The sequence below is a fragment of the Burkholderia perseverans genome (assembly GCF_022870505.1).
Classification (GTDB): Bacteria; Pseudomonadota; Gammaproteobacteria; order Burkholderiales; family Burkholderiaceae; genus Burkholderia; species Burkholderia plantarii.
Map to the genome: position 1 here is coordinate 3,152,947 of NZ_CP045094.1, position 19,605 is coordinate 3,172,551.

The following is a 19,605-nucleotide window of genomic DNA, read 5'->3' on the forward strand; positions in this document are numbered from 1 at the left end:
AGTGGGTTCCTCTCCTTTCTTATTTGCCGCCGAGCGTAACAAACAGGGTAAGGAGACCCAACATGCCAATGATCATCGCGAACGCGTAGTGATAGATGTAGCCCGACTGCAGGAAGCGGATCACGCCGGCGAACCAGCTGACGAACCGCGCGCTCCCGTTGACGAGCCCATCGATCACGACGACGTCGCCCTCTTTCCACAGGCCCCGGCCGACTGCGACCGAACCCCTGGCGAACACGACCTCGTTGATCTTGTCCATGTAGTATTTGTTATCGAGCAGCGTATAGATCGGGCCGGCCGCACGACGAATCGCCGCCGACAGGTCCGGGCGCTTCAGATACAGGAACCAGGCAACGACGACGCCCGCCAGTGCGAGCCAGACCGGCAGGCCCGTCACCGACTGCAGGCCCATCGCGGCCCAGCCGTGGAATTCATCGGCCATCTCGGCAACCGCCGGGTGGTTCTGGCCGATGAAGATCACCTTGTCGAACGCGACGCCGTGCTGGAAGAAATCGCCGAACAGCATCGGGCCGACCGCGAACGCGCCGATCACCACCGACGGAATCGCAAGCAGCACGAGCGGCACCCAGACGACCCACGAGGTTTCGTGCGGTTCGTGGACATGGTGGTCATCGTGATGGCCGTGCGCGTCGTGCCCTTGCGCGGCGGCCTTGCCCATCGGCGAATCGGGATGCTTCGGCTTGCGGAAGCGCTCTTCACCGTGGAACACGAGGAAATACATGCGGAACGAATAGAGGGCGGTCACGAATACACTGGCGACCACAGCAAAATACGCGAAACCGGAGCCCGGCAGATGCGACAGTTTCACCGCATCGATGATCGAGTCCTTCGAGTAGAAACCCGAGAAGAACGGCGTGCCGATCAGCGCGAGCGAGCCGATCAGCGAGGTGATCCAGGTGATCGGCATGTACTTGCGCAGGCCGCCCATGTTGCGGATGTCCTGGTCGTGGTGCATGCCGATGATCACCGAACCGGCCGCGAGGAACAGCAGCGCCTTGAAGAACGCGTGCGTCATCAGGTGGAACACGGCGACCGGATACGCCGACACGCCGAGCGCAACCGTCATGTAGCCGAGCTGCGAAAGTGTGGAGTACGCGACCACGCGCTTGATGTCGTTCTGGATCACGCCGAGGAAGCCCATGAACAGCGCCGTGATCGCACCGATCACGGTGATGAACGACAGCGCCGTGTCGGACAGTTCGAACAGCGGCGACATGCGCGTGACCATGAACACGCCGGCCGTCACCATGGTGGCCGCGTGGATCAGCGCCGAGATCGGCGTCGGGCCTTCCATCGAGTCGGGCAGCCAGACGTGCAGCGGGAACTGCGCCGACTTGCCCATCGCGCCGATGAACAGGCAGATGCAGGCCACCGTCAGCAGGCCCCAGCTGGTGCCCGGGAAGTGCATCGCGGCGAGCGCGGTGCTCTTGGCGAACACTTCGCCGTAGTTCATCGAGCCGGCGTAGGCAAGCAGCAGGCCGATGCCGAGCAGGAAGCCGAAGTCGCCGACGCGGTTGACGATGAACGCCTTCATGTTCGCGTAGATCGCGCTTTCCCGCGTGAAGTAGAAGCCGATCAGCAGGTAGGACACGAGGCCGACCGCTTCCCAGCCGAAGAACAGCTGCAGGAAGTTGTTGCTCATCACGAGCATCAGCATCGAGAACGTGAACAGCGAGATGTAGGAGAAGAAGCGCTGGTAGCCGTCCTCCTCCTGCATGTAGCCGATCGTGTAGATATGCACCATCAGCGAGACGAAGGTCACCACGACCATCATCATCGCCGTCAGCGAATCGACGAGGAAGCCGACTTCGAGCTTGAGCGGCCCGACGTGCATCCATTCGTAGACGGTCGCGTTGAAGCTCGCGCCCTGCAGCACCTGCAGGAACACCATCACCGACAGGACGAACGAGATCGTCACGCCGAGGATCGCCACGCGGTGCGCGCCCTTGCGCCCGACCGTGTTGCCGAACAGGCCGGCGATGATCGAGCCGGCGAGCGGCGCGAGCGCAATCGCCAGCAGCAGATTTTCATTGAGTGTGGTCGACATAGCAGACTCGCCTGAGATTAGCCCTTGAGCTGGTCGAGATCCTCGACATTGATGGTGTCGAGTTTGCGGAACAGCGTGACCAGGATTGCCAGGCCGATCGCCGCCTCCGCCGCCGCCACCGTGAGCACGAAGAACACGAAAATCTGTCCATGCACGTCACCGAGATAGTGCGAGAACGCGACGAAGTTCGTATTGACCGCGAGCAGCATCAACTCGATCGCCATCAGGATCACGATGATGTTGCGGCGGTTCAGGAAGATGCCGACGATGCTGATCGCGAACAGGATCGCGCCGAGCACGAGATAGTGGGCCAGGGTCAGGTTCAACATGGTTCGATTCTCCTCGCTCAGCCTTTGGTCGCCGCGGCGGGGTCGGCGTCGGCCGGGGCGGCCTCCGGCGGCTGCGGCTTCTCGGCCGCCATCTTCACGAGGCGCACGCGGTCCTCGCGGCGCACGCGGATCTGCTCGGACACGTTCTGGCGCTTGCGGTACTTGCCCTTGCTCGCCGTCAGCGAGACCGCCGCGATGATCGCCACCAGCAGCACCAGGCCCGCGATTTCGAACGCGAAGATGTAGTCGGTGTAGATCACCTTGCCGATCAGGCGCGTGTTCGACATGTTGGCGAGCGCGCCCGAGGCCACGTCACGCACCGGCGAGGCGGTCGCGCCGTAGCCGCGCCAGAGGATCAGCGCGGTCTCGACCACGATGATCGCGCCCACCACGGTGGCCATCGGCACGAAGCGGCGGAAGTCGCGGCGCAGCACGTCGACGTTGATGTCGAGCATCATCACGACGAACAGGAACAGCACCATCACCGCGCCGACGTAGACCAGCACCAGCAGGATCGCGAGGAATTCGGCCTCGAGCAGCATCCAGATCGCGGCCGCGTTGAAGAACGCCAGCACGAGGAAGAGCGCGGAAGCCACGGGGTTGCGCGCGGTGATCACCTTCAGTGCCGAGATCACCAGCAGCAGCGAGAAGATGTAGAAGAGTACGGTCGTGAAGTCCATGGTTACCGGTTCATCGTTAGGCCTTGGTCAGGCACGGTTCTCGGGCACTGCAACGTGCCGCGCACCGTTGCCGCGGCGCTCTCGGGCCTGCCCTTCCCGGGCCGGCCCGTCCAGCTCATCGATACGGCGCGTCGGCGGCCTTGGCGGCCGCGATGTCCTTCTCGTAGCGATCGCCGACCGCGAGCAGCATTTCCTTCGTGAAATACAGGTCGCCGCGCTTTTCGCCGTGATACTCGAGGATCTGCGTCTCGACGATCGAATCGACCGGGCAGCTCTCCTCGCAGAAACCGCAGAAGATGCACTTGGTCAGGTCGATGTCGTAGCGCGTGGTGCGGCGCGTGTTGTCGGCACGCGTCTGCGACTCGATCGTGATCGCCATCGCGGGGCACACGGCCTCGCAGAGCTTGCAGGCGATGCAGCGCTCCTCGCCGTTCTCGTAGCGGCGCAGCGCGTGCAGGCCGCGAAAGCGCGGCGAGATCGGGGTCTTCTCCTCCGGGAACTGCACCGTGAACTTGCGCTTGAACGTGTAGCGTCCGGTCAGCGCGAGCCCCTTGAGCAACTCGGTCAGGAAGAAGGTCTTAAAGAAATGTTGGATAGCCGTCATGATGGGATCCGCCCTCTCAATTCCAGATATTCAGCGGCGACATCATCCAGAAGCCGACCACCACCACCCAGATCACGCAGATCGGCAGGAAGATCTTCCAGCCGAGACGCATGATCTGGTCGTAACGGAAGCGCGGGAACGTCGCGCGGGCCCAGATGAACACCGACAGCAGGAAGAAGACTTTCGCCACGAGCCAGAAGATGCCCGGGATGAACGACAGGAAGCTGAACGGTGAATCCCAGCCGCCGAGGAACAGCGTGGCGGCCAGCGCCGAGATCACGATCATGTTGATGTACTCGGCGAGGAAGAACAGCGCGAAGCCCATCCCCGAGTAATCGATCATGTGGCCGGCCACGATTTCCGACTCGCCTTCCACCACGTCGAACGGGTGGCGGTTCGTTTCCGCGATGCCCGAGATGAAGTAGATGACGAACACCGGCAGCAGCGGCAGCCAGTTCCACGACATGAAGTTGATGCCGTGATGCGCGAAGTAGCCGTGCTGCTGCGAGGCGACGATCTCGGAGAAGTTCAGGCTGCCGGCCGTCATCAGCACCAGCACCAGCGCGAAGCCCATCGAGATTTCATACGACACCATCTGCGCGGCCGCGCGCATCGCGCCGAGGAACGCGTACTTCGAGTTCGACGCCCAGCCGGCCAGGATCACCGCGTACACGCCGATCGACGAGATCGCCATCGCGTAGAGCAGGCCCGCGTTGATGTTGGCGAGCACCGCGCCGGCCTGGAACGGAATCACCGCCCAGACCGAGAACGCCGGCACCACCGTCATCACCGGCGCGATCAGGTACAGCCAGCGGCTCGCCGCGGTCGGCTGGATCACTTCCTTCAGCAGCAGCTTCAGCACGTCGGCGATCGGCTGCAGCAGGCCGCCGGGGCCCACGCGGTTCGGGCCGAGCCGCACGTGCATCCAGCCGATCAGCTTGCGCTCCCAGAGGATCAGGTACGCGACGCAGAGCAGGATCACCACGGCGACCACGAGGATGCGCACGAGCGCCCATACGGTCGGCCATGCCACGCCGAGCAGCGCGGTACCGCCCGAGTTGATCGTATCGAACAAGCTCATTTACGCCTTCTCCACCACGAGTTCACCGGACTGGCCGCCGAGTACCGCACCGGCGGGCGTGGCGGCCGACACGCGAACCACCGTCTCGGCCAGATTCGCATCGCGCACCGCCGGCAGCTGCACCGAGCGGCCGCCCTGGCTCACGCGCACCGCGTCGCCGTTGGCGAGGCCGAGCTTGTCGAACAGCGCGGCGGGCAGGCCCACCGCATGCGCGGCCTTCGCCGCCACCGTCAGGTGCAGCGCGCCGGCGCGGCGCGCGAGCGGATCGGCATGGTAGATCGGCACGTCGGACAGGCGCTCTAGCGCGCCGCCGGCCGGCTGCGCGACGGCGCGTGCCGGCGCGACCGAGGTCGCGTTCGACAGGCGCGCGCCGATATCGCCGTCGCCGAGCGCGGCGAGCCGCACTTCGTCGGACGTCTCGTATTCGAAGTTCGGCAGGCCGAGCAGGCTGCCGAGCACGCGCAGCACCTTCCAGCCCGGACGCGTGTCGCCGAGCGGGCGCACCACGCCGTTGAACGACTGCGCGCGGCCTTCGGCGTTGACGAAGGTGCCGGCCGTCTCGGTGAACGGCGCGATCGGCAGCAGCACGTCGGCGTAGTCGGTGCCGTACTTGAACGGCGACATCACGACCACCATCTCGGCCTGGTCGAGCGCCGCGCGCGCGGCGATCGGGTCGGCCGTGTCGAATTCGGGCTCGACGTTGACGAGCAGGTAGCCCTTGCGCGGCTGCGCGAACATCTCGCTCGCGTTCAGGCCGCCCTCGCCCGGCAGCACGCCGGCCAGATGCGCGCCGACCGTGTTGGCCGCTTCCGTCAGGAAGCCGAGCGTCGCGCCCGTGTGTTCGGCGATCCACTGCGCGAGCGCATGCAGCTGCGCAAACTGCGGATGGCGCACCGCGCCGTTGCCGAGCAGCACCGCGCGGCGTTCACCGCTCGCGAGCGACTGTGCGACACGCTCCGCCTCGGCCGAGGCCTCGACACCGGCGATCGCATCCGGCAACGTGGCGCCGCTCGCCTTGGCGACCGCCGCGGCGATGCCGGCCAGCGCGTCGAGCCAGCCTGACGGCGCCGCGACGATGCGCCTCGCCGACGGGATCAGCGCGTCGTCGCCGCTCGCGTTGAGCAGGTGGATCTGCGCGCCGGCCTTGGCCGTCTGGCGCAGACGCGCGGCGAACAGCGGATGGTCGCGGCGCAGGATCGAACCGATCACGAACGCCGAATCGAGATTCGACAGATCGGCGATCGGCATGCCGAGCCACGGCGCACCCGACACCGGCGCCGAGAAATCGGTCTGGCGCAGGCGGAAGTCGACGTTCGGCACCTTCAGCTCGCGGGCCAGCTGCTTGACGAGGAACAGTTCCTCGAGCGTGGCGTGCGGGCTCGCCAGCGCGGCCAGCGCGTTTGCGCCGTGCTCGGCCGCGATGCCCTTCAGGCCCTTCGCGACGTACTCGAGCGCGGTCTGCCAGTCGGTCTCGACCCACTCGCCGCCCTGCTTCAGCATCGGCTTGGTGAGACGATCCTCGCTGTTCAGGCCTTCATACGAGAAGCGGTCCTTGTCCGAGATCCAGCACTCGTTGACGGCTTCGTTCTCGAGCGGCAGCACGCGCATCACGCGGTTGTTCTTGACCTGCACCACCAGGTTCGCGCCGACTGAATCGTGCGGACTCACCGACTTGCGGCGCGACAGTTCCCAGGTGCGGGCGCTGAAACGGAACGGCTTGCTCGTCAGCGCGCCCACCGGGCACAGGTCGATCATGTTGCCCGACAGTTCGGAATCGACGGTCTTGCCGACGAACGTGGTGATCTCCGAATGCTCGCCGCGACCCAGCATGCCGAACTCCATCACGCCGGCCACTTCCTCGCCGAAGCGCACGCAGCGCGTGCAGTGGATGCAGCGCGACATCTCTTCCATCGAGATCAGCGGGCCGACGTTCTTGTGGAACACGACGCGCTTCTCCTCGCGATAGCGCGACGACGACTTGCCGTAGCCGACCGCCAGATCCTGCAGCTGGCACTCGCCGCCCTGATCGCAGATCGGGCAGTCGAGCGGGTGGTTGATCAGCAGGAATTCCATCACCGCCTGCTGCGCCTTCACCGCCTTATCCGAGTGCGTGCGCACGATCATCCCGGCGGACACCGGCGTCGCGCAGGCCGGCACGGCCTTCGGCATCTTCTCGACGTCAACGAGACACATGCGGCAGTTAGCCGCAACCGACAGCTTTTTGTGGTAGCAAAAGTGCGGAATATACTTGTCTGCCTTGTGCGCAGCCTGGATCACCATGCTGCCTTCGGGCACCTCGACCTTCTTCCCGTCTATCTCAAGTTCAACCATGATGATGTATGGTCCTTAACCTTTTACGCTCGCTCGCGCTCTCGCCCGCCGGGCGCTGATGTTCCGCAATCGGGTTGGCCGGACTGCGCCGGCTTTCACGTCAGGCCGCGACAGCCGGTGCGTGCGAATGAGTCCCGACCATGCAGTGCTTGTGCTCGATGTGGTACGCGAATTCGTCCCAGTAGTGCTTGAGCATGCCGCGCACCGGCATCGCCGCCGCGTCGCCGAGCGCGCAGATCGTGCGACCCATGATGTTCTCGGCCACCGAGTTCAGCAGGTCCAGGTCTTCCTTGCGACCTTCGCCGTTCTCGATCCGCTTCACCACGCGGTACAGCCAGCCGGTGCCTTCGCGGCACGGCGTACACTGGCCGCACGACTCCTCGTGATAGAAGTACGACAGGCGCAGCAGCGCGCGCACCATGCAGCGCGTCTCGTCCATCACGATCACCGCGCCCGAGCCGAGCATCGAGCCGGCCTTCGCGATCGAGTCGTAGTCCATGTCGATCTGCATCATCGTGTCGCCCGGGATCACCGGCGCCGACGAGCCGCCCGGGATCACCGCCTTCAGCTTGCGGCCGCCGCGCATGCCGCCCGCCAGTTCGAGCAGCGCCGAGAACGGCGTGCCGAGCGGCACCTCGTAGTTGCCGGGACGCTCGACGTCGCCCGACACCGAGAAGATCTTGGTGCCGCCGTTGTTCGGCTTGCCGAGCTCGAGGTAATTCTGCGGGCCGACCGCCAGCAGGAACGGCACGGCCGCGAAGGTCTCGGTGTTGTTGATGGTGGTCGGCTTGCCGTACACGCCAAAGCTCGCCGGGAACGGCGGCTTGAAGCGCGGCTGGCCCTTCTTGCCTTCGAGCGATTCGAGCAGCGCCGTTTCCTCGCCGCAGATATACGCGCCGTAACCATGGTGCGCGTTGAGCTGGAACGAGAACTCCGAGCCGAGGATGTTCGCGCCGAGATATCCGGCTGCGCGTGCTTCCTCGAGCGCGGCCTCGAAGCGTCGATACACTTCGAAGATCTCGCCGTGGATGTAGTTGTAGCCGGCCGTGATGCCCATCGCGTAGGCACCGATCGTCATGCCTTCGATCACGGCATGCGGATTCCAGCGCAGGATGTCGCGATCCTTGAACGTGCCCGGCTCGCCTTCGTCCGAGTTGCAGACCAGATACTTCTGGCCCGGGAACTGGCGCGGCATGAAACTCCACTTCAGGCCGGTCGGGAAACCCGCGCCGCCGCGGCCGCGCAGGCCCGACGCCTTGACGTCGGCGATCACCTGCTCGGGCGGGATCTTTTCCTCGACGATGCGGCGCAGCTGCTGGTAGCCGCCGCGCGCGACGTAGTCTTCGAGATGCCAGTTCTCGCCGTTCAGGTTCGCGAGAATCAGCGGTTTGATGTGACGATCGTGCAGGGACGTCATTTCGAGAGCTCCTCAAGCAGCTGGTCGATCTTCTCGCGGCTCATGAAGCTGCACATCTTGTGATTGTTGAGCAGCAATACCGGCGCGTCGCCACAGGCGCCGAAACATTCGCCTTCCTTCAGCGAGAACCGGCCGTCGGGCGTGGTTTCACCGAAGTCGATACCGAGCTTCTGCTTCAGATAATCGGCCGTCGCCTCGGCGCCGCCATGCGGGCCGAGCTGGCACGGGAGATTCGTGCAGAGCGTGATCTTGTGCTTGCCGACCGGCTTGAGCTCGTACATCGTGTAGAAGGTCGCCACTTCCTGCACGGCGACGGCCGGCATGCCGAGATAGTCCGCCACGAACTGCATCAGTTCAGGCGACAGCCAGCCGTGCTCTTCCTGAGCCACGGCCAGCGCCGACATCACGGCGGACTGTTTCTGATCGGCGGGATACTTGGCCACCACGCGATCGATTTCTTTCAGGCCTTCAGCTGAGATCATTTTCAGACACGACTCATTCAATTCCTACCGAACGAACAACCTGCCGCGGGGATGCGCAGCGGCAGACCTGGCGCTCACTGTTGACTGCCCGCGGCGCGCCGGCACGGCGCGCGTCGCGAAGCCTTGCTGCTCGCCGCCCGCTCGACGCGGACGGCGCGGCGATCAGCGGTCGATTTCGCCGAACACGATGTCCTGCGTACCGATGATCGTGACCGCGTCGGCAATCATGTGGCCATGCGCCATTTCGTTGAGCGCGGAGAGGTGCGCGTAGCCGGGTGCGCGAATCTTCAGCCGGTACGGCTTGTTCGCGCCGTCGGACACGAGATAGATGCCGAATTCGCCCTTCGGGTGCTCGACCGCCGCGTAGGTTTCGCCTTCCGGCACGTGGAAACCTTCGGTGAACAGCTTGAAGTGGTGAATCAGATCTTCCATGTTCGACTTCATGTCGACACGTTTGGGCGGCGCAATCTTGTGATTGTCCGTCATCACCGGGCCCGGATTCTTCCGCAGCCACTCAATACACTGTTTCGCGATGCGGCAGGACTGCCGCATCTCTTCGATACGGACCAGATAACGGTCGTAACAGTCGCCGTTCACGCCGACCGGAATGTCGAAATCGAGGCGATCGTACACTTCGTAGGGCTGCTTCTTGCGCAGGTCCCACTCGATCCCCGAGCCGCGCAGCATCGCGCCCGTCAGGCCGAGCTGCAGCGCGCGTTCGGGACTCACCACGCCGATCCCGACCAGACGCTGCTTCCAGATCCGGTTGTCGGTCAGCAGCGTTTCGTATTCGTCGACGCACTTCGGGAAGCGCGTGAAGAAATCGTCGATGAAGTCGAGCACCGAACCCTGGCGCGCCTCGTTCATCTTCGAGAGTGCCTTCTCGTTGCGAATCTTCGACGCCTTGTATTGCGGCATGACGTCAGGCAAGTCCCGATAAACCCCACCCGGACGATAGTAGGCCGCGTGCATGCGCGCGCCCGACACCGCCTCGTAGACGTCCATCAGGTCCTCGCGCTCGCGGAACGCGTAGAGGAACACCGCCATCGCGCCGACGTCGAGGCCGTGCGAGCCGATCCACATCAGGTGGTTCAGCACGCGCGTGATCTCGTCGAACAGCACGCGGATGTACTGCGCGCGCTCCGGCACGTCGATGCCGAGCAGCTTCTCGATCGCGAGCACGTAGCCGTGTTCGTTCACCATCATCGACACGTAGTCGAGACGGTCCATGTACGGCACGGACTGGATGAAGGTCTTGTTCTCGGCGAGCTTCTCGGTCGCGCGGTGCAGCAGGCCGATGTGCGGATCGGCGCGCTGGATCACTTCGCCGTCGAGTTCGAGCACGAGGCGCAGCACGCCGTGCGCCGCCGGGTGTTGCGGGCCGAAGTTGAGCGTGTAGTTCTTGATGTCAGCCATGTCGTCCTCTCAATGTTTCAGACCGCCGTACCGATCCTCGCGGATCACGCGCGGCGTGATCTCGCGGGGTTCGATCGTCACGGGCTGGTAGACGACGCGCTTCTCTTCCGGGTCATAACGCATTTCGACGTAGCCGGACAACGGGAAGTCCTTGCGGAACGGATGGCCGATGAAGCCGTAGTCGGTCAGGATGCGGCGCAGGTCGGGATGGCCTTCGAACACGATGCCGTACAGGTCGAACGCCTCGCGCTCGTACCAGTTCGCCGAGCTCCAGACGTCGACCATCGACGCGACGATCGGCAGATCGTCGTCAGGCGCGAACACGCGCAGGCGCAGGCGCCAGTTGTTGGTGATCGACAGCAGCTGCAGCACCGCCGCGAAGCGGGGGCCGTCGTAGGCGCCGTCGCCGTAGGTCTGGTAATCGACGCCGCAGAGGTCGATCAACTGCTCGAAGCCGAGCTTGCGATCGTCGCGCAGCAGCGTGGCAACGTCGACATAGTCACGCGCGCGCACCACCAGCGTGAGTTCGCCCACCGCCTCGGTCAGGCTGACCACGCGCTCGCCGAGCGCCGCCTCGAGGTTGGCTTTGAGGGTCTCGATTTTGCTTGCCATATTGTGGGTGCTCGGGACTTTTATTGACGGGCGATGGTGCTGGTCCGGCGGATCTTCGCTTGCAGCTGGATCACGCCGTAGACGAGCGCCTCGGCAGTCGGCGGACACCCCGGCACGTAGACGTCGACGGGCACGATGCGGTCGCAGCCGCGCACGACGGAATAGGAATAGTGGTAATAGCCGCCGCCGTTCGCGCACGATCCCATCGAGATCACCCAGCGCGGCTCGGCCATCTGGTCATAGACGCGCCGCAGGGCGGGCGCCATCTTGTTGCAGAGCGTGCCGGCGACGATCATCACGTCGGACTGGCGCGGACTCGGACGGAACACCACGCCGAACCGGTCGAGATCGTAGCGGGCCGCGCCCGCATGCATCATCTCGACCGCGCAGCAGGCGAGACCGAACGTGACGGGCCACAGCGACCCGGTGCGCGTCCAGTTGATCAGCTTGTCAGCCGTCGTGGTGACAAACCCTTCCTTCAAGACCCCTTCGATACTCATTGCTTTCCACTCCTGACAGGCGGCGGAGAGTGGCCGCCTCACGCAAACCGGTGATTGATCCGCCCATTACTCCCAGTCGAGGCCACCCTTTCGCCAGATGTAAGCGAAGCCCAACAGGAATTCGAGCAGGAAAATCATCATGGCCATGAAGCCAGGCCAGCCGATGTCACGGAGGGCGACACCCCACGGAAACAGGAAAGCGGTCTCGAGATCGAAAATGATGAACAGGATAGCAACCAGGTAGTAGCGCACGTCGAACTTCATGCGCGCATCCTCGAAGGCCTCGAAACCGCACTCGTATGGTGAGTTCTTTTCGTTGTTGGGCTTGCTGGGACCGAGAATCTTGCCGATGCCGACCAACGCCACACCCAATCCAACGCCCACGATGAGGAACAGCAACACGGGGTAATAGGCAGCGAGGTTCAAGGCAATCCTCTATCGGTTAGTTCTGATCGTTCCGGAGCATATCACCTTCCGGAGAAAGGGTCATTTCGGACTGCATGCCATCCCCGGATATCACAAGGACGGGAGCCTGAAATGAAAAATGCCAGCCAGAGAAAGCTGGCTGGCATTGCGTATTCTTGGTGCCGACGGCGAGACTCGAACTCGCACAGCTTTCGCCACTACCCCCTCAAGATAGCGTGTCTACCAATTTCACCACGTCGGCACTACTGCGACCCGGGAAGAACTTCTTGTTTCCTGCGAATCGCTTCAAGAAATAGATTCTAACCCGGGTTTCAAAACTGATCAACTATTCCTCGCGCTTTTTTTGCCTTTTATTTCGGGACGTCCTGACCCGGGGCCGAGGCGGCCGAGCTCGCGGCCGGTGCCGACGCCGCCGCGGGCTGCGAGCCTGCCGCTGCTGGCGCGGATGCGGGCGTGCCCGGCGTGCCGAGCAGGCCGATCGACGGCGACGATTTGTATGAGCCGAGATAGGTCAGCGCGAGCGTGGCGATGAAGAATATCGTTGCGAGGACCGCGGTGGTACGCGACAGGAAATTCGCCGAACCCGTCGCGCCGAACAGGCTGCCCGACGCGCCGCTGCCGAACGCGGCACCCATGTCGGCACCCTTGCCGTGCTGGAGCAGCACGAGGCCGATCACGCCGAGCGCGGACAGGATCTGCACCACGATAATCAAGACTTTCAGAACAGACATCTCACTCACCCGAATAGTGGGAAACCGCGCGCCCCGCGCGCCGCCCCGGATTCAAAAAACCGCCGGCTTCCGCCGCCGCGCTTATTGCGCCGCGCGGCAGATCGCCAGGAAATCGCCGCTCTTCAACGATGCGCCGCCGATCAGGCCGCCGTCGATGTCCGGCTGGCCGAACAACTCGCCCGCATTGTCCGGCTTCACGCTGCCGCCGTACAGCACGGCGACCTGCGCGACGCCCTTTGCCGCGAGACGCGAACGCAGGAACGCATGCACCTGCTGTGCCTGCTCCGAGCTCGCGCTCTTGCCCGTGCCGATCGCCCAGACCGGCTCGTAGGCGACAACGATGCGCGCCGCTTCGTCATCCGACAGCAGCGCGAGCACCGCGTCGAGCTGCGCGCCGACCACCGCCTCGGTCGCGTCCGATTCGCGCTCGGCGAGCGTTTCGCCGACGCAGACCACCGGGGTCAGCCCCGCGGCCAGCGCGCGCTGCGTCTTCACCGCGACCAGATCGCTCGACTCGCCGTGATAAGTGCGGCGCTCGGAATGGCCGACCAGCACGTACTGCGCGCCGAACTCGGCGATCATCGCGCCGGCGACTTCGCCCGTATACGCGCCCTGCTCGTGCGCCGACACGTCCTGCGCGCCGCTCGCGACGCGGCTGCCGGCGAGCAGCTCGCCCACCTGCGCCAGATACGGAAACGGCACGCACACGCCGATCCCGACGGCGGCCGGCACGGCCTGCGCGCCCTCGAGCAGCTCGCCGAGCAGCGCGCGATTGCCGTCGAGACGGCCGTGCATCTTCCAGTTACCGATTACCCGCTTCACTCGTTGTGTCGACATCGTCTCTCGTATCTCGAACTGAATCTCGTCGCGACCGCCCCGCAATCGGCCCCACGCGCGAACGCCAGGGCCTGGATCCGACGAAGCAAACCCGCGATTTTACTTCGACGCACGAGAACCGGTCAAACCGCGAATGTCAAGCGCTCGCGCCCCATTCGAGCACGATCTTGCCGACGTGCTCGCTGCTTTCCATCAGCGCGTGCGCGGCGGCCGCCTCGGCGGCCGGCAGCACGCGGTAGATCACCGGACGCACCGCGCCGTTCTCGATCAGCGGCCAGACCGTTTCCTTCAGGTTCGCGGCGATCTTCGCCTTGAATTCGACCGGGCGCGGACGCAGCGTCGAACCGGTGATCGTGAGCCGGCGGCGCAGGATCTCGTTGAGGCTGACCTCGGCCTTCGCGCCGCCGAGCAGCGCGATCACGACGAGCCGCCCGCCGTCCGCAAGCGCGCTCAGTTCGCGCGGCACGTAGGGGCCGGCCACCATGTCGAGGATCACGTCGACGCCACGGTCGTTGGTCAGCGACTTGACGACGTCGACGAAATCCTCGGTCTTGTAGTTGATCGCGCGCTCCGCGCCGAGCGCCTCGCAGGCGCGGCACTTCTCGTCGGTGCCGGCGGTCGCGAACACGCGATAGCCGAGCGCGTGCGCGATCTGGATCGCCGTCACGCCGATCCCGCTCGAGCCGCCCTGCACGAGCAGGGTCTCCTCGTCGCGACCTTCGCCGCGGCCGAGCTGTGCGCGATCGAACACGTTGCTCCAGACCGTGAAGAACGTCTCCGGCAGCGACGCCGCCTCGACGTCGGAGAGCCCCGCCGGCACCGGCAGGCACTGGGCGAGCGGCGCGGTCGCGTATTCGGCGTAACCGCCGCCGGCGAGCAGCGCGCAGACGCGATCGCCGATCTTCAGGCCGAACGGATTCGCCGCGCCCTCGCCGAGCTCGCCCTCGACGATCTCGCCCGCCACCTCGAGCCCGGGCAGGTCCGAGGCACCCGGCGGCGGCGCGTAGGCACCCTTGCGCTGGAACACGTCGGGCCGGTTGATGCCGAAGGCCGCCACCTTGATGAGCACTTCGCCGCGCTTCGGATCAGGCCGGGGCCGCTCGACGAGCTTCAGGACGTCGGGGGCGCCGAATTCGGTGATTTCGATCGCTTTCATTTGCGTCGCTCCAAGATAGGGACGGGCTTGCGCCGGAATCGGCGCAAGCCCGTCCATCCTGCATGAAAAACGACCGGCCCGTTGAGGGGCCGGCCGCTTTCGTTGCGCTTACTGCTGCGGTGCGTCGTTCTGCTCGTTCAGGAGCGCCTTCGCCGACAGGCGCACGCGGCCCTTCTCGTCGACCTGGATCACCTTGACCTTCACGACCTGGCCTTCCTTCAGGTAGTCGTTGATGTCCTTCACACGCTCGTTGACGATTTCCGAGATGTGCAGCAGGCCATCCTTGCCCGGCAGCAGGTTCACGATCGCGCCGAAGTCGAGGAGCTTCAGCACCGCGCCTTCGTAGACCTGGCCGACTTCGATCTCGGCGGTGATCTGCTCGATGCGCTTCTTCGCCTCGGCCATGCCTTCGCTGCTCGTGCTCGCGATGGTCACGACGCCGTCGTCGGAGATGTCGATCGTCGTGCCGGTTTCTTCCGTCAGCGCGCGGATCACCGAACCACCCTTGCCGATCACGTCGCGGATCTTCTCCGGGTTGATCTTGACGGTGATCATGCGCGGCGCGAATTCGGACAGCGTCGTGTTCGCACCCGACACCGATTCCTTCATCTTGCCGAGGATGTGCATGCGGCCTTCCTTCGCCTGCGCGAGCGCAACCTGCATGATTTCCTTCGTGATGCCCTGGATCTTGATGTCCATCTGCAGGGCGGTCACGCCGGCTTCGGTACCCGCGACCTTGAAGTCCATGTCGCCGAGGTGATCTTCGTCACCGAGGATGTCGGTCAGCACCGCGAACTTGTTGTCCTCGAGGATCAGGCCCATCGCGATGCCGGCGACATGCGCCTTCATCGGCACGCCCGCGTCCATCAGCGCGAGGCAGCCGCCGCAGACCGATGCCATCGACGACGAACCGTTCGACTCGGTGATTTCCGAGACGACGCGGATCGAGTAGCCGAATTCCTCGGCGCTCGGCAGGCAGGCCACCAGCGCGCGCTTGGCGAGGCGGCCGTGGCCGATTTCGCGGCGCTTCGGCGAGCCGACGCGGCCCGTTTCGCCGGTCGCGAACGGGGGCATGTTGTAGTGGAGCATGAAGCGGTCGCGGTATTCGCCTTCGAGCGCGTCGATGATCTGCTCGTCACCCTTGGTGCCGAGCGTCGCCACCACCAGCGCCTGCGTCTCGCCGCGCGTGAACAGCGCCGAGCCGTGGGTGCGCGGCAGCACGCCGGTGCGGATCTCGATCGGGCGCACGGTGCGCGTGTCGCGGCCGTCGATGCGCGGCTCGCCGTTCAGGATCTGCGAACGGACGATCTTCGCCTCGATGTCGAACAGGACGTTGCCGACGGTCGCCTTGTCGGCGGCGGTGGTGCCCGCTGCCGCCGCATCGGCTTCGAGCTTGGCCGAGGTCGATGCGTAGACTTCCTTCAGCTTGGCCGAGCGGGCCTGCTTGTCGCGGATCTGGTAGGCGGCCAGCAGATCGGCCTGCGCCGCCGCCGTGATGTTGGCGATCAGCGCCTCGTCCTTCGGCGCCGGCTGCCAGTTCCATTCCGGCTTGCCGCCTTCGCGGACCAGTTCGTGGATCGCGTCGATCGCGACCTGCATCTGCTCGTGGCCGAACACGACCGCGCCGAGCATCACGTCTTCCGGCAGTTGCTGGGCTTCCGATTCGACCATCAGCACCGCGCGTTCCGTACCGGCGACGACGAGGTCGAGGCTCGAGGCCTTGATCTGGCCACGCGTCGGGTTCAGCACGTACTGGCTGTCGATGTAGGCGACGCGCGCGGCGCCGACCGGGCCGTTGAACGGCAGGCCCGACACGGCCAGCGCAGCCGACGCGCCGATCAGCGCGGGGATGTCGGCCGGCACTTCCGGGTTGATCGACAGCACGTGGATCACGACCTGGACTTCGTTGTAGAAGCCTTCCGGGAACAGCGGGCGCAGCGGACGATCGATCAGGCGCGAGGTCAGCGTCTCGTGCTCCGACGGACGGCCTTCGCGGCGGAAGAAGCCGCCCGGGATCTTGCCGGCCGAGTAGGTCTTCTCGATGTAGTCGACCGTCAGCGGGAAGAAATCCTGGCCCGGCTTCGCGTTCTTCGCGCCGACCACGGTCGCGAGCACCACGGTGTCCTCGACGTCGACGATCACGGCGCCGCTCGCCTGACGGGCGATTTCACCCGTTTCGAGGCGAACCTTGTGCTGGCCCCACTGGAATTCCTTCACGATCTTGTTGAACAGAGACATGGTCGCTCCTTGTTTTGTTCATGGATGGCATGCGCCGCGCGGGAAATCGACTGGCGCGGCGGTGGTGCGACCTGGCGCGGCGGGAAGAGGTGTGTTTTTTATGCCATTCCAGTGCGAGGCCGGCGGCGCCGCGGCGGCGGACATCGCCCTGGAATGACACAAAGCTCCACCCGGCAGCCAGGCCGGTGGGCGGACCGCCCCGATCAGCCGGGCGGGCACCCGCGGTACGCGCTACGGCGAGACGTTGCGTACCGCTGAAAAACAAAATGCCTGCATCAGCGGACTGACACAGGCATTTCCGGGAGGCGAACGCGCCCCGCTTACTTACGCAGACCCAGCTTCTCGATCAGCGCGCGATAGCGGTCGGCATCCTTGCCCTTCAGGTAGTCGAGCAGCTTGCGGCGGCGGCTCACCATGCGCAGCAGGCCGCGGCGGCTGTGGTGATCCTTCGCGTGGGTCTTGAAGTGACCCGTCAGTTCGACGATACGCGCGGTGAGCAGCGCGACCTGGACTTCGGGCGAACCCGTGTCGTTGGCGCCACGCGCGAACTGAGCAACAACATCCGACTTCTTGATATCTGCAACCGACATGTGATTTCCTTTCTAGCTAACAGGCGGACACGGAAGAATGGCCGTGCCGTGATTGACAACCGGCCGGCATTGTAGCACAACTCTCTTTCCCGTCTAAGCCCCTGCCTGCCCCGCCCGCCACATGCCGCGGCGGGCGCGCGATCCACGCCATGCGATGCGGCTCTGGTGCGCGTGGGCGCTGCTGCCGGCGCCATCTGCGACGCCAGCGGCAGCGCGATCGGCGCGCGGCATGCACGCGGTGATTCCGCCGTGATTTGACAGGCAATCGACACGCCTCGGCGCTGCCAGCCATGGTCGGCGCCGCATCATACCGGAACCGCCGCGGCGGCTGGCCGAAGCGGGTCGGACCGGATCATGCCGGCGCGCTGGCGCACCGGTACCGCGCGGCACGAAGCGGCGTCAGCGTATCGTCCCCGGTGGACGAGCACGCCGGTGTGCGACGTGATACAACAGCGGCATCGCATTCCACGGAGACCAGCATGTTTCGACGACTTCCCGTACTGCTTGCCGCGGCGGCCACGCTGCTCGCCGGCTGCGCGCAACCGTGGCAGCGCTATCAGGCGGGAGAGGACCAGTCGGCGCTGGTGGCGCGGCTCGGCCCGCCCGCCGAGGTCTACGACCTGCCCGGCGGCGGCAAGCGGCTGATGTGGCCGACCCAGCCGATGGGCGAGACCACCACCACGGCCGACATCGACGCGGCCGGCAAGGTGCTGAGCATGCGCCAGGCGCTGCAGCCCAACGAGTTCTATCGCGCCGAGATCGGCAAGTGGAAGAAGGCCGACGTGCTCGTCAACTTCGGACGCCCGGAGGAAACCTCCTACTTCCCGCTGATGAAACGCGAGGTATGGACTTACCGGTATCTCGAGGACAACGTCTGGTACATGCTCTACAGCTTCTACTTCGACGACCAAGGCATCCTGAGGCTCACGCAGAAGACGCCCGATCCGCTGCACGATCCCGACCGTCGCTCGGCGTTCTGAGCGCAATTCGACGGCGCGATATCGATTGAATCCGATGGAATCGGACAGCTGTCGGTTTTTACAGGTTTTTATCACTGGCCATTCTCGCTCACGCGGAATGGCCTTTTTCATGATTGCGCCGCGCGGTGAATTCGGTCGAATCCATTTCACGAAAATCACGAAAACAAATCGTTCATTATTTCGTGATAGGGCGCCGGTCCTTCTCCAGCAATCCAATGTGGTCGCCGGTTTTCATCACGCGGCAATGCACCTTGAGCCGGCATGGCATTACCGGAAATGGTGCATCGATTGCGACCGGGCTCGCAAATTGAAACAGAATGTTTCAGCGCCGCCGCACCTCGAGACAAACCCCTAAGATCCCACCGAACAAGCTTTCAATTTAGAAAGAATCGGGAGATTAGCCCGCCACGCGCCGCTGCCTTTTCATTCAATCATCAAGGATTCCTCAATGAATCGCGCCAAAAGCCTGTTAGCCGCCAACGCCGCCTGGGCCAGCGAAACCGCCGAGCGCGCGCCCGGCTTCTTCGACGGCCTCGCGCAGGGCCAGAACCCGCGCGTGCTCTGGATCGGCTGCTCCGACAGCCGCGTACCCGCCGAGGCGATCACCCATAGCGCGCCGGGCGAGCTGTTCGTCCACCGCAACATCGCGAACCTGTTCCAGCCCGGCGACGACAACGGCGCGAGCGTGCTCGAATACGCGGTGCGCGTCCTGAAGGTCGACCACGTCATCGTCTGCGGCCATTACGGCTGCGGCGGGGTGCGCGCGTCGCTGCTGCCGCCGCCGGCCGATCTGCCGCATGTGGCGCGCCGCATCGCGCCGCTCTGCGCGCTCGCGGGCCGCCATCGCGCGGCGCTCGACGGCCTGCCCGCCGAGCGGGCCGCCGATCGCCTCGCCGAGCTGAACGTCCACGAGCAGGTGCGCCTGCTGCGCGAGAGCCCGATCGTGCGGGACAGCGATCCGGCGCCGCTCGTCCACGGCTGGATCTTCTCGCTGTCCGACGGCCTGCTGAAGGTGTTGACGTCAGGTTACCCGGATGCGGGCGGCCGCTCGGCCGATGCCGCGGACACCACCGGGATGCCGCACGGCACGTCGCGCACCGGCGCGCTGCAGGCCGCCTGAGCCACGT

The 19,605-nt window shown here is 65.1% G+C and carries 19 protein-coding genes and 1 tRNA gene; 2 read left to right on the forward strand and 18 right to left on the reverse strand.

The features are described from left to right. Positions 1-19 precede the first annotated feature (19 nt). From nuoL to rpsO, 18 genes are all read right to left on the reverse strand, one after another. Positions 20-2,068, reverse strand: coding sequence for an NADH-quinone oxidoreductase subunit L (gene nuoL, locus BpN12_RS28500; RefSeq protein ID WP_246795515.1), 2,049 nt, complete (start codon positions 2,066-2,068; stop codon positions 20-22). 17 nt (positions 2,069-2,085) lie between these two features. Then, a complete protein-coding gene (gene nuoK / locus BpN12_RS28505; protein ID WP_013698856.1) occupies positions 2,086-2,397 on the reverse strand; it encodes an NADH-quinone oxidoreductase subunit NuoK in 312 nt (103 codons plus the stop codon). A 17-nt stretch (positions 2,398-2,414) separates the two neighbouring features. Further along, on the reverse strand, positions 2,415-3,077 hold the full coding sequence (locus BpN12_RS28510; RefSeq protein WP_246795516.1) for an NADH-quinone oxidoreductase subunit J: 663 nt from the start codon (positions 3,075-3,077) through the stop codon (positions 2,415-2,417). A 115-nt stretch (positions 3,078-3,192) separates the two neighbouring features. Then, positions 3,193-3,681, reverse strand: coding sequence for an NADH-quinone oxidoreductase subunit NuoI (gene nuoI / locus BpN12_RS28515; RefSeq protein WP_015876531.1), 489 nt, complete (start codon positions 3,679-3,681; stop codon positions 3,193-3,195). Between the two features lie 16 nt (positions 3,682-3,697). Then, positions 3,698-4,762 (reverse strand): NADH-quinone oxidoreductase subunit NuoH, encoded by a 1,065-nt coding sequence (gene nuoH / locus BpN12_RS28520; RefSeq protein WP_246795517.1) that lies wholly within the window; start codon positions 4,760-4,762, stop codon positions 3,698-3,700. Further along, on the reverse strand, positions 4,763-7,093 hold the full coding sequence (gene nuoG / locus BpN12_RS28525; protein ID WP_246795518.1) for an NADH-quinone oxidoreductase subunit NuoG: 2,331 nt from the start codon (positions 7,091-7,093) through the stop codon (positions 4,763-4,765). It abuts the gene before it with no gap. A 100-nt stretch (positions 7,094-7,193) separates the two neighbouring features. Continuing rightward, positions 7,194-8,510, reverse strand: a complete 1,317-nt coding sequence (nuoF, locus tag BpN12_RS28530; RefSeq protein WP_246795519.1) for an NADH-quinone oxidoreductase subunit NuoF — start codon at positions 8,508-8,510, stop codon at positions 7,194-7,196. After that, complete coding sequence (nuoE, locus tag BpN12_RS28535) at positions 8,507-8,992, reverse strand: NADH-quinone oxidoreductase subunit NuoE (RefSeq protein WP_042625598.1); 486 nt, start codon at positions 8,990-8,992, stop codon at positions 8,507-8,509. The genes nuoF and nuoE overlap by 4 nt, the downstream gene beginning before the upstream one ends. 162 nt (positions 8,993-9,154) lie before the next feature. Next, positions 9,155-10,408, reverse strand: coding sequence for an NADH-quinone oxidoreductase subunit D (locus BpN12_RS28540; RefSeq protein ID WP_042625599.1), 1,254 nt, complete (start codon positions 10,406-10,408; stop codon positions 9,155-9,157). Positions 10,409-10,417: 9 nt separating this feature from the next. Then, entirely contained in the window at positions 10,418-11,020 is a 603-nt protein-coding gene (locus BpN12_RS28545) for an NADH-quinone oxidoreductase subunit C (RefSeq protein ID WP_042625600.1), read from the reverse strand. Between the two features lie 20 nt (positions 11,021-11,040). Then, a complete protein-coding gene (locus tag BpN12_RS28550) occupies positions 11,041-11,520 on the reverse strand; it encodes a NuoB/complex I 20 kDa subunit family protein (RefSeq protein WP_015876538.1) in 480 nt (159 codons plus the stop codon). Positions 11,521-11,586: 66 nt separating this feature from the next. Then, complete coding sequence (locus BpN12_RS28555; protein WP_015876539.1) at positions 11,587-11,946, reverse strand: NADH-quinone oxidoreductase subunit A; 360 nt, start codon at positions 11,944-11,946, stop codon at positions 11,587-11,589. Positions 11,947-12,102: 156 nt separating this feature from the next. Further along, positions 12,103-12,187, reverse strand: a tRNA-Leu gene (locus BpN12_RS28560). Between the two features lie 109 nt (positions 12,188-12,296). Then, the gene (gene secG / locus BpN12_RS28565; protein WP_246795520.1) at positions 12,297-12,677 is read right to left on the reverse strand and encodes a preprotein translocase subunit SecG; all 381 of its coding nucleotides are present in this window, start codon (positions 12,675-12,677) and stop codon (positions 12,297-12,299) included. A gap of 81 nt (positions 12,678-12,758) precedes the next feature. After that, positions 12,759-13,514, reverse strand: coding sequence for a triose-phosphate isomerase (tpiA, locus tag BpN12_RS28570; protein WP_246795521.1), 756 nt, complete (start codon positions 13,512-13,514; stop codon positions 12,759-12,761). A 136-nt stretch (positions 13,515-13,650) separates the two neighbouring features. Beyond that, positions 13,651-14,670, reverse strand: a complete 1,020-nt coding sequence (locus BpN12_RS28575; protein ID WP_246795522.1) for an NAD(P)H-quinone oxidoreductase — start codon at positions 14,668-14,670, stop codon at positions 13,651-13,653. A 108-nt stretch (positions 14,671-14,778) separates the two neighbouring features. Then, on the reverse strand, positions 14,779-16,908 hold the full coding sequence (gene pnp / locus BpN12_RS28580) for a polyribonucleotide nucleotidyltransferase (protein WP_246795523.1): 2,130 nt from the start codon (positions 16,906-16,908) through the stop codon (positions 14,779-14,781). A 320-nt stretch (positions 16,909-17,228) separates the two neighbouring features. Continuing rightward, on the reverse strand, positions 17,229-17,498 hold the full coding sequence (gene rpsO, locus BpN12_RS28585; protein ID WP_013698871.1) for a 30S ribosomal protein S15: 270 nt from the start codon (positions 17,496-17,498) through the stop codon (positions 17,229-17,231). Between the two features lie 479 nt (positions 17,499-17,977). Between rpsO and BpN12_RS28590 the strand changes: the two genes are divergently transcribed. Next, complete coding sequence (locus tag BpN12_RS28590; protein ID WP_246795524.1) at positions 17,978-18,478, forward strand: hypothetical protein; 501 nt, start codon at positions 17,978-17,980, stop codon at positions 18,476-18,478. A gap of 448 nt (positions 18,479-18,926) precedes the next feature. Continuing rightward, on the forward strand, positions 18,927-19,598 hold the full coding sequence (locus tag BpN12_RS28595; protein ID WP_246795525.1) for a carbonic anhydrase: 672 nt from the start codon (positions 18,927-18,929) through the stop codon (positions 19,596-19,598). The last annotated feature ends 7 nt before the right edge of the window (positions 19,599-19,605 follow it).

What these genes read in the sequence shown, in the direction of transcription:
- nuoL (WP_246795515.1), bottom strand. Translation starts at nt 2,068, where the DNA reads ATGTCGACCACACTCAATGAAAATCTGCTGCTGGCGATTGCGCTCGCG.
- nuoK (WP_013698856.1), bottom strand. Translation starts at nt 2,397, where the DNA reads ATGTTGAACCTGACCCTGGCCCACTATCTCGTGCTCGGCGCGATCCTG.
- BpN12_RS28510 (WP_246795516.1), bottom strand. Translation starts at nt 3,077, where the DNA reads ATGGACTTCACGACCGTACTCTTCTACATCTTCTCGCTGCTGCTGGTG.
- nuoI (WP_015876531.1), bottom strand. Translation starts at nt 3,681, where the DNA reads ATGACGGCTATCCAACATTTCTTTAAGACCTTCTTCCTGACCGAGTTG.
- nuoH (WP_246795517.1), bottom strand. Translation starts at nt 4,762, where the DNA reads ATGAGCTTGTTCGATACGATCAACTCGGGCGGTACCGCGCTGCTCGGC.
- nuoG (WP_246795518.1), bottom strand. Translation starts at nt 7,093, where the DNA reads ATGGTTGAACTTGAGATAGACGGGAAGAAGGTCGAGGTGCCCGAAGGC.
- nuoF (WP_246795519.1), bottom strand. Translation starts at nt 8,510, where the DNA reads ATGACGTCCCTGCACGATCGTCACATCAAACCGCTGATTCTCGCGAAC.
- nuoE (WP_042625598.1), bottom strand. Translation starts at nt 8,992, where the DNA reads ATGATCTCAGCTGAAGGCCTGAAAGAAATCGATCGCGTGGTGGCCAAG.
- BpN12_RS28540 (WP_042625599.1), bottom strand. Translation starts at nt 10,408, where the DNA reads ATGGCTGACATCAAGAACTACACGCTCAACTTCGGCCCGCAACACCCG.
- BpN12_RS28545 (WP_042625600.1), bottom strand. Translation starts at nt 11,020, where the DNA reads ATGGCAAGCAAAATCGAGACCCTCAAAGCCAACCTCGAGGCGGCGCTC.
- BpN12_RS28550 (WP_015876538.1), bottom strand. Translation starts at nt 11,520, where the DNA reads ATGAGTATCGAAGGGGTCTTGAAGGAAGGGTTTGTCACCACGACGGCT.
- secG (WP_246795520.1), bottom strand. Translation starts at nt 12,677, where the DNA reads ATGTCTGTTCTGAAAGTCTTGATTATCGTGGTGCAGATCCTGTCCGCG.
- tpiA (WP_246795521.1), bottom strand. Translation starts at nt 13,514, where the DNA reads ATGTCGACACAACGAGTGAAGCGGGTAATCGGTAACTGGAAGATGCAC.
- BpN12_RS28575 (WP_246795522.1), bottom strand. Translation starts at nt 14,670, where the DNA reads ATGAAAGCGATCGAAATCACCGAATTCGGCGCCCCCGACGTCCTGAAG.
- pnp (WP_246795523.1), bottom strand. Translation starts at nt 16,908, where the DNA reads ATGTCTCTGTTCAACAAGATCGTGAAGGAATTCCAGTGGGGCCAGCAC.
- rpsO (WP_013698871.1), bottom strand. Translation starts at nt 17,498, where the DNA reads ATGTCGGTTGCAGATATCAAGAAGTCGGATGTTGTTGCTCAGTTCGCG.
- BpN12_RS28590 (WP_246795524.1), top strand. Translation starts at nt 17,978, where the DNA reads ATGTTTCGACGACTTCCCGTACTGCTTGCCGCGGCGGCCACGCTGCTC.
- BpN12_RS28595 (WP_246795525.1), top strand. Translation starts at nt 18,927, where the DNA reads ATGAATCGCGCCAAAAGCCTGTTAGCCGCCAACGCCGCCTGGGCCAGC.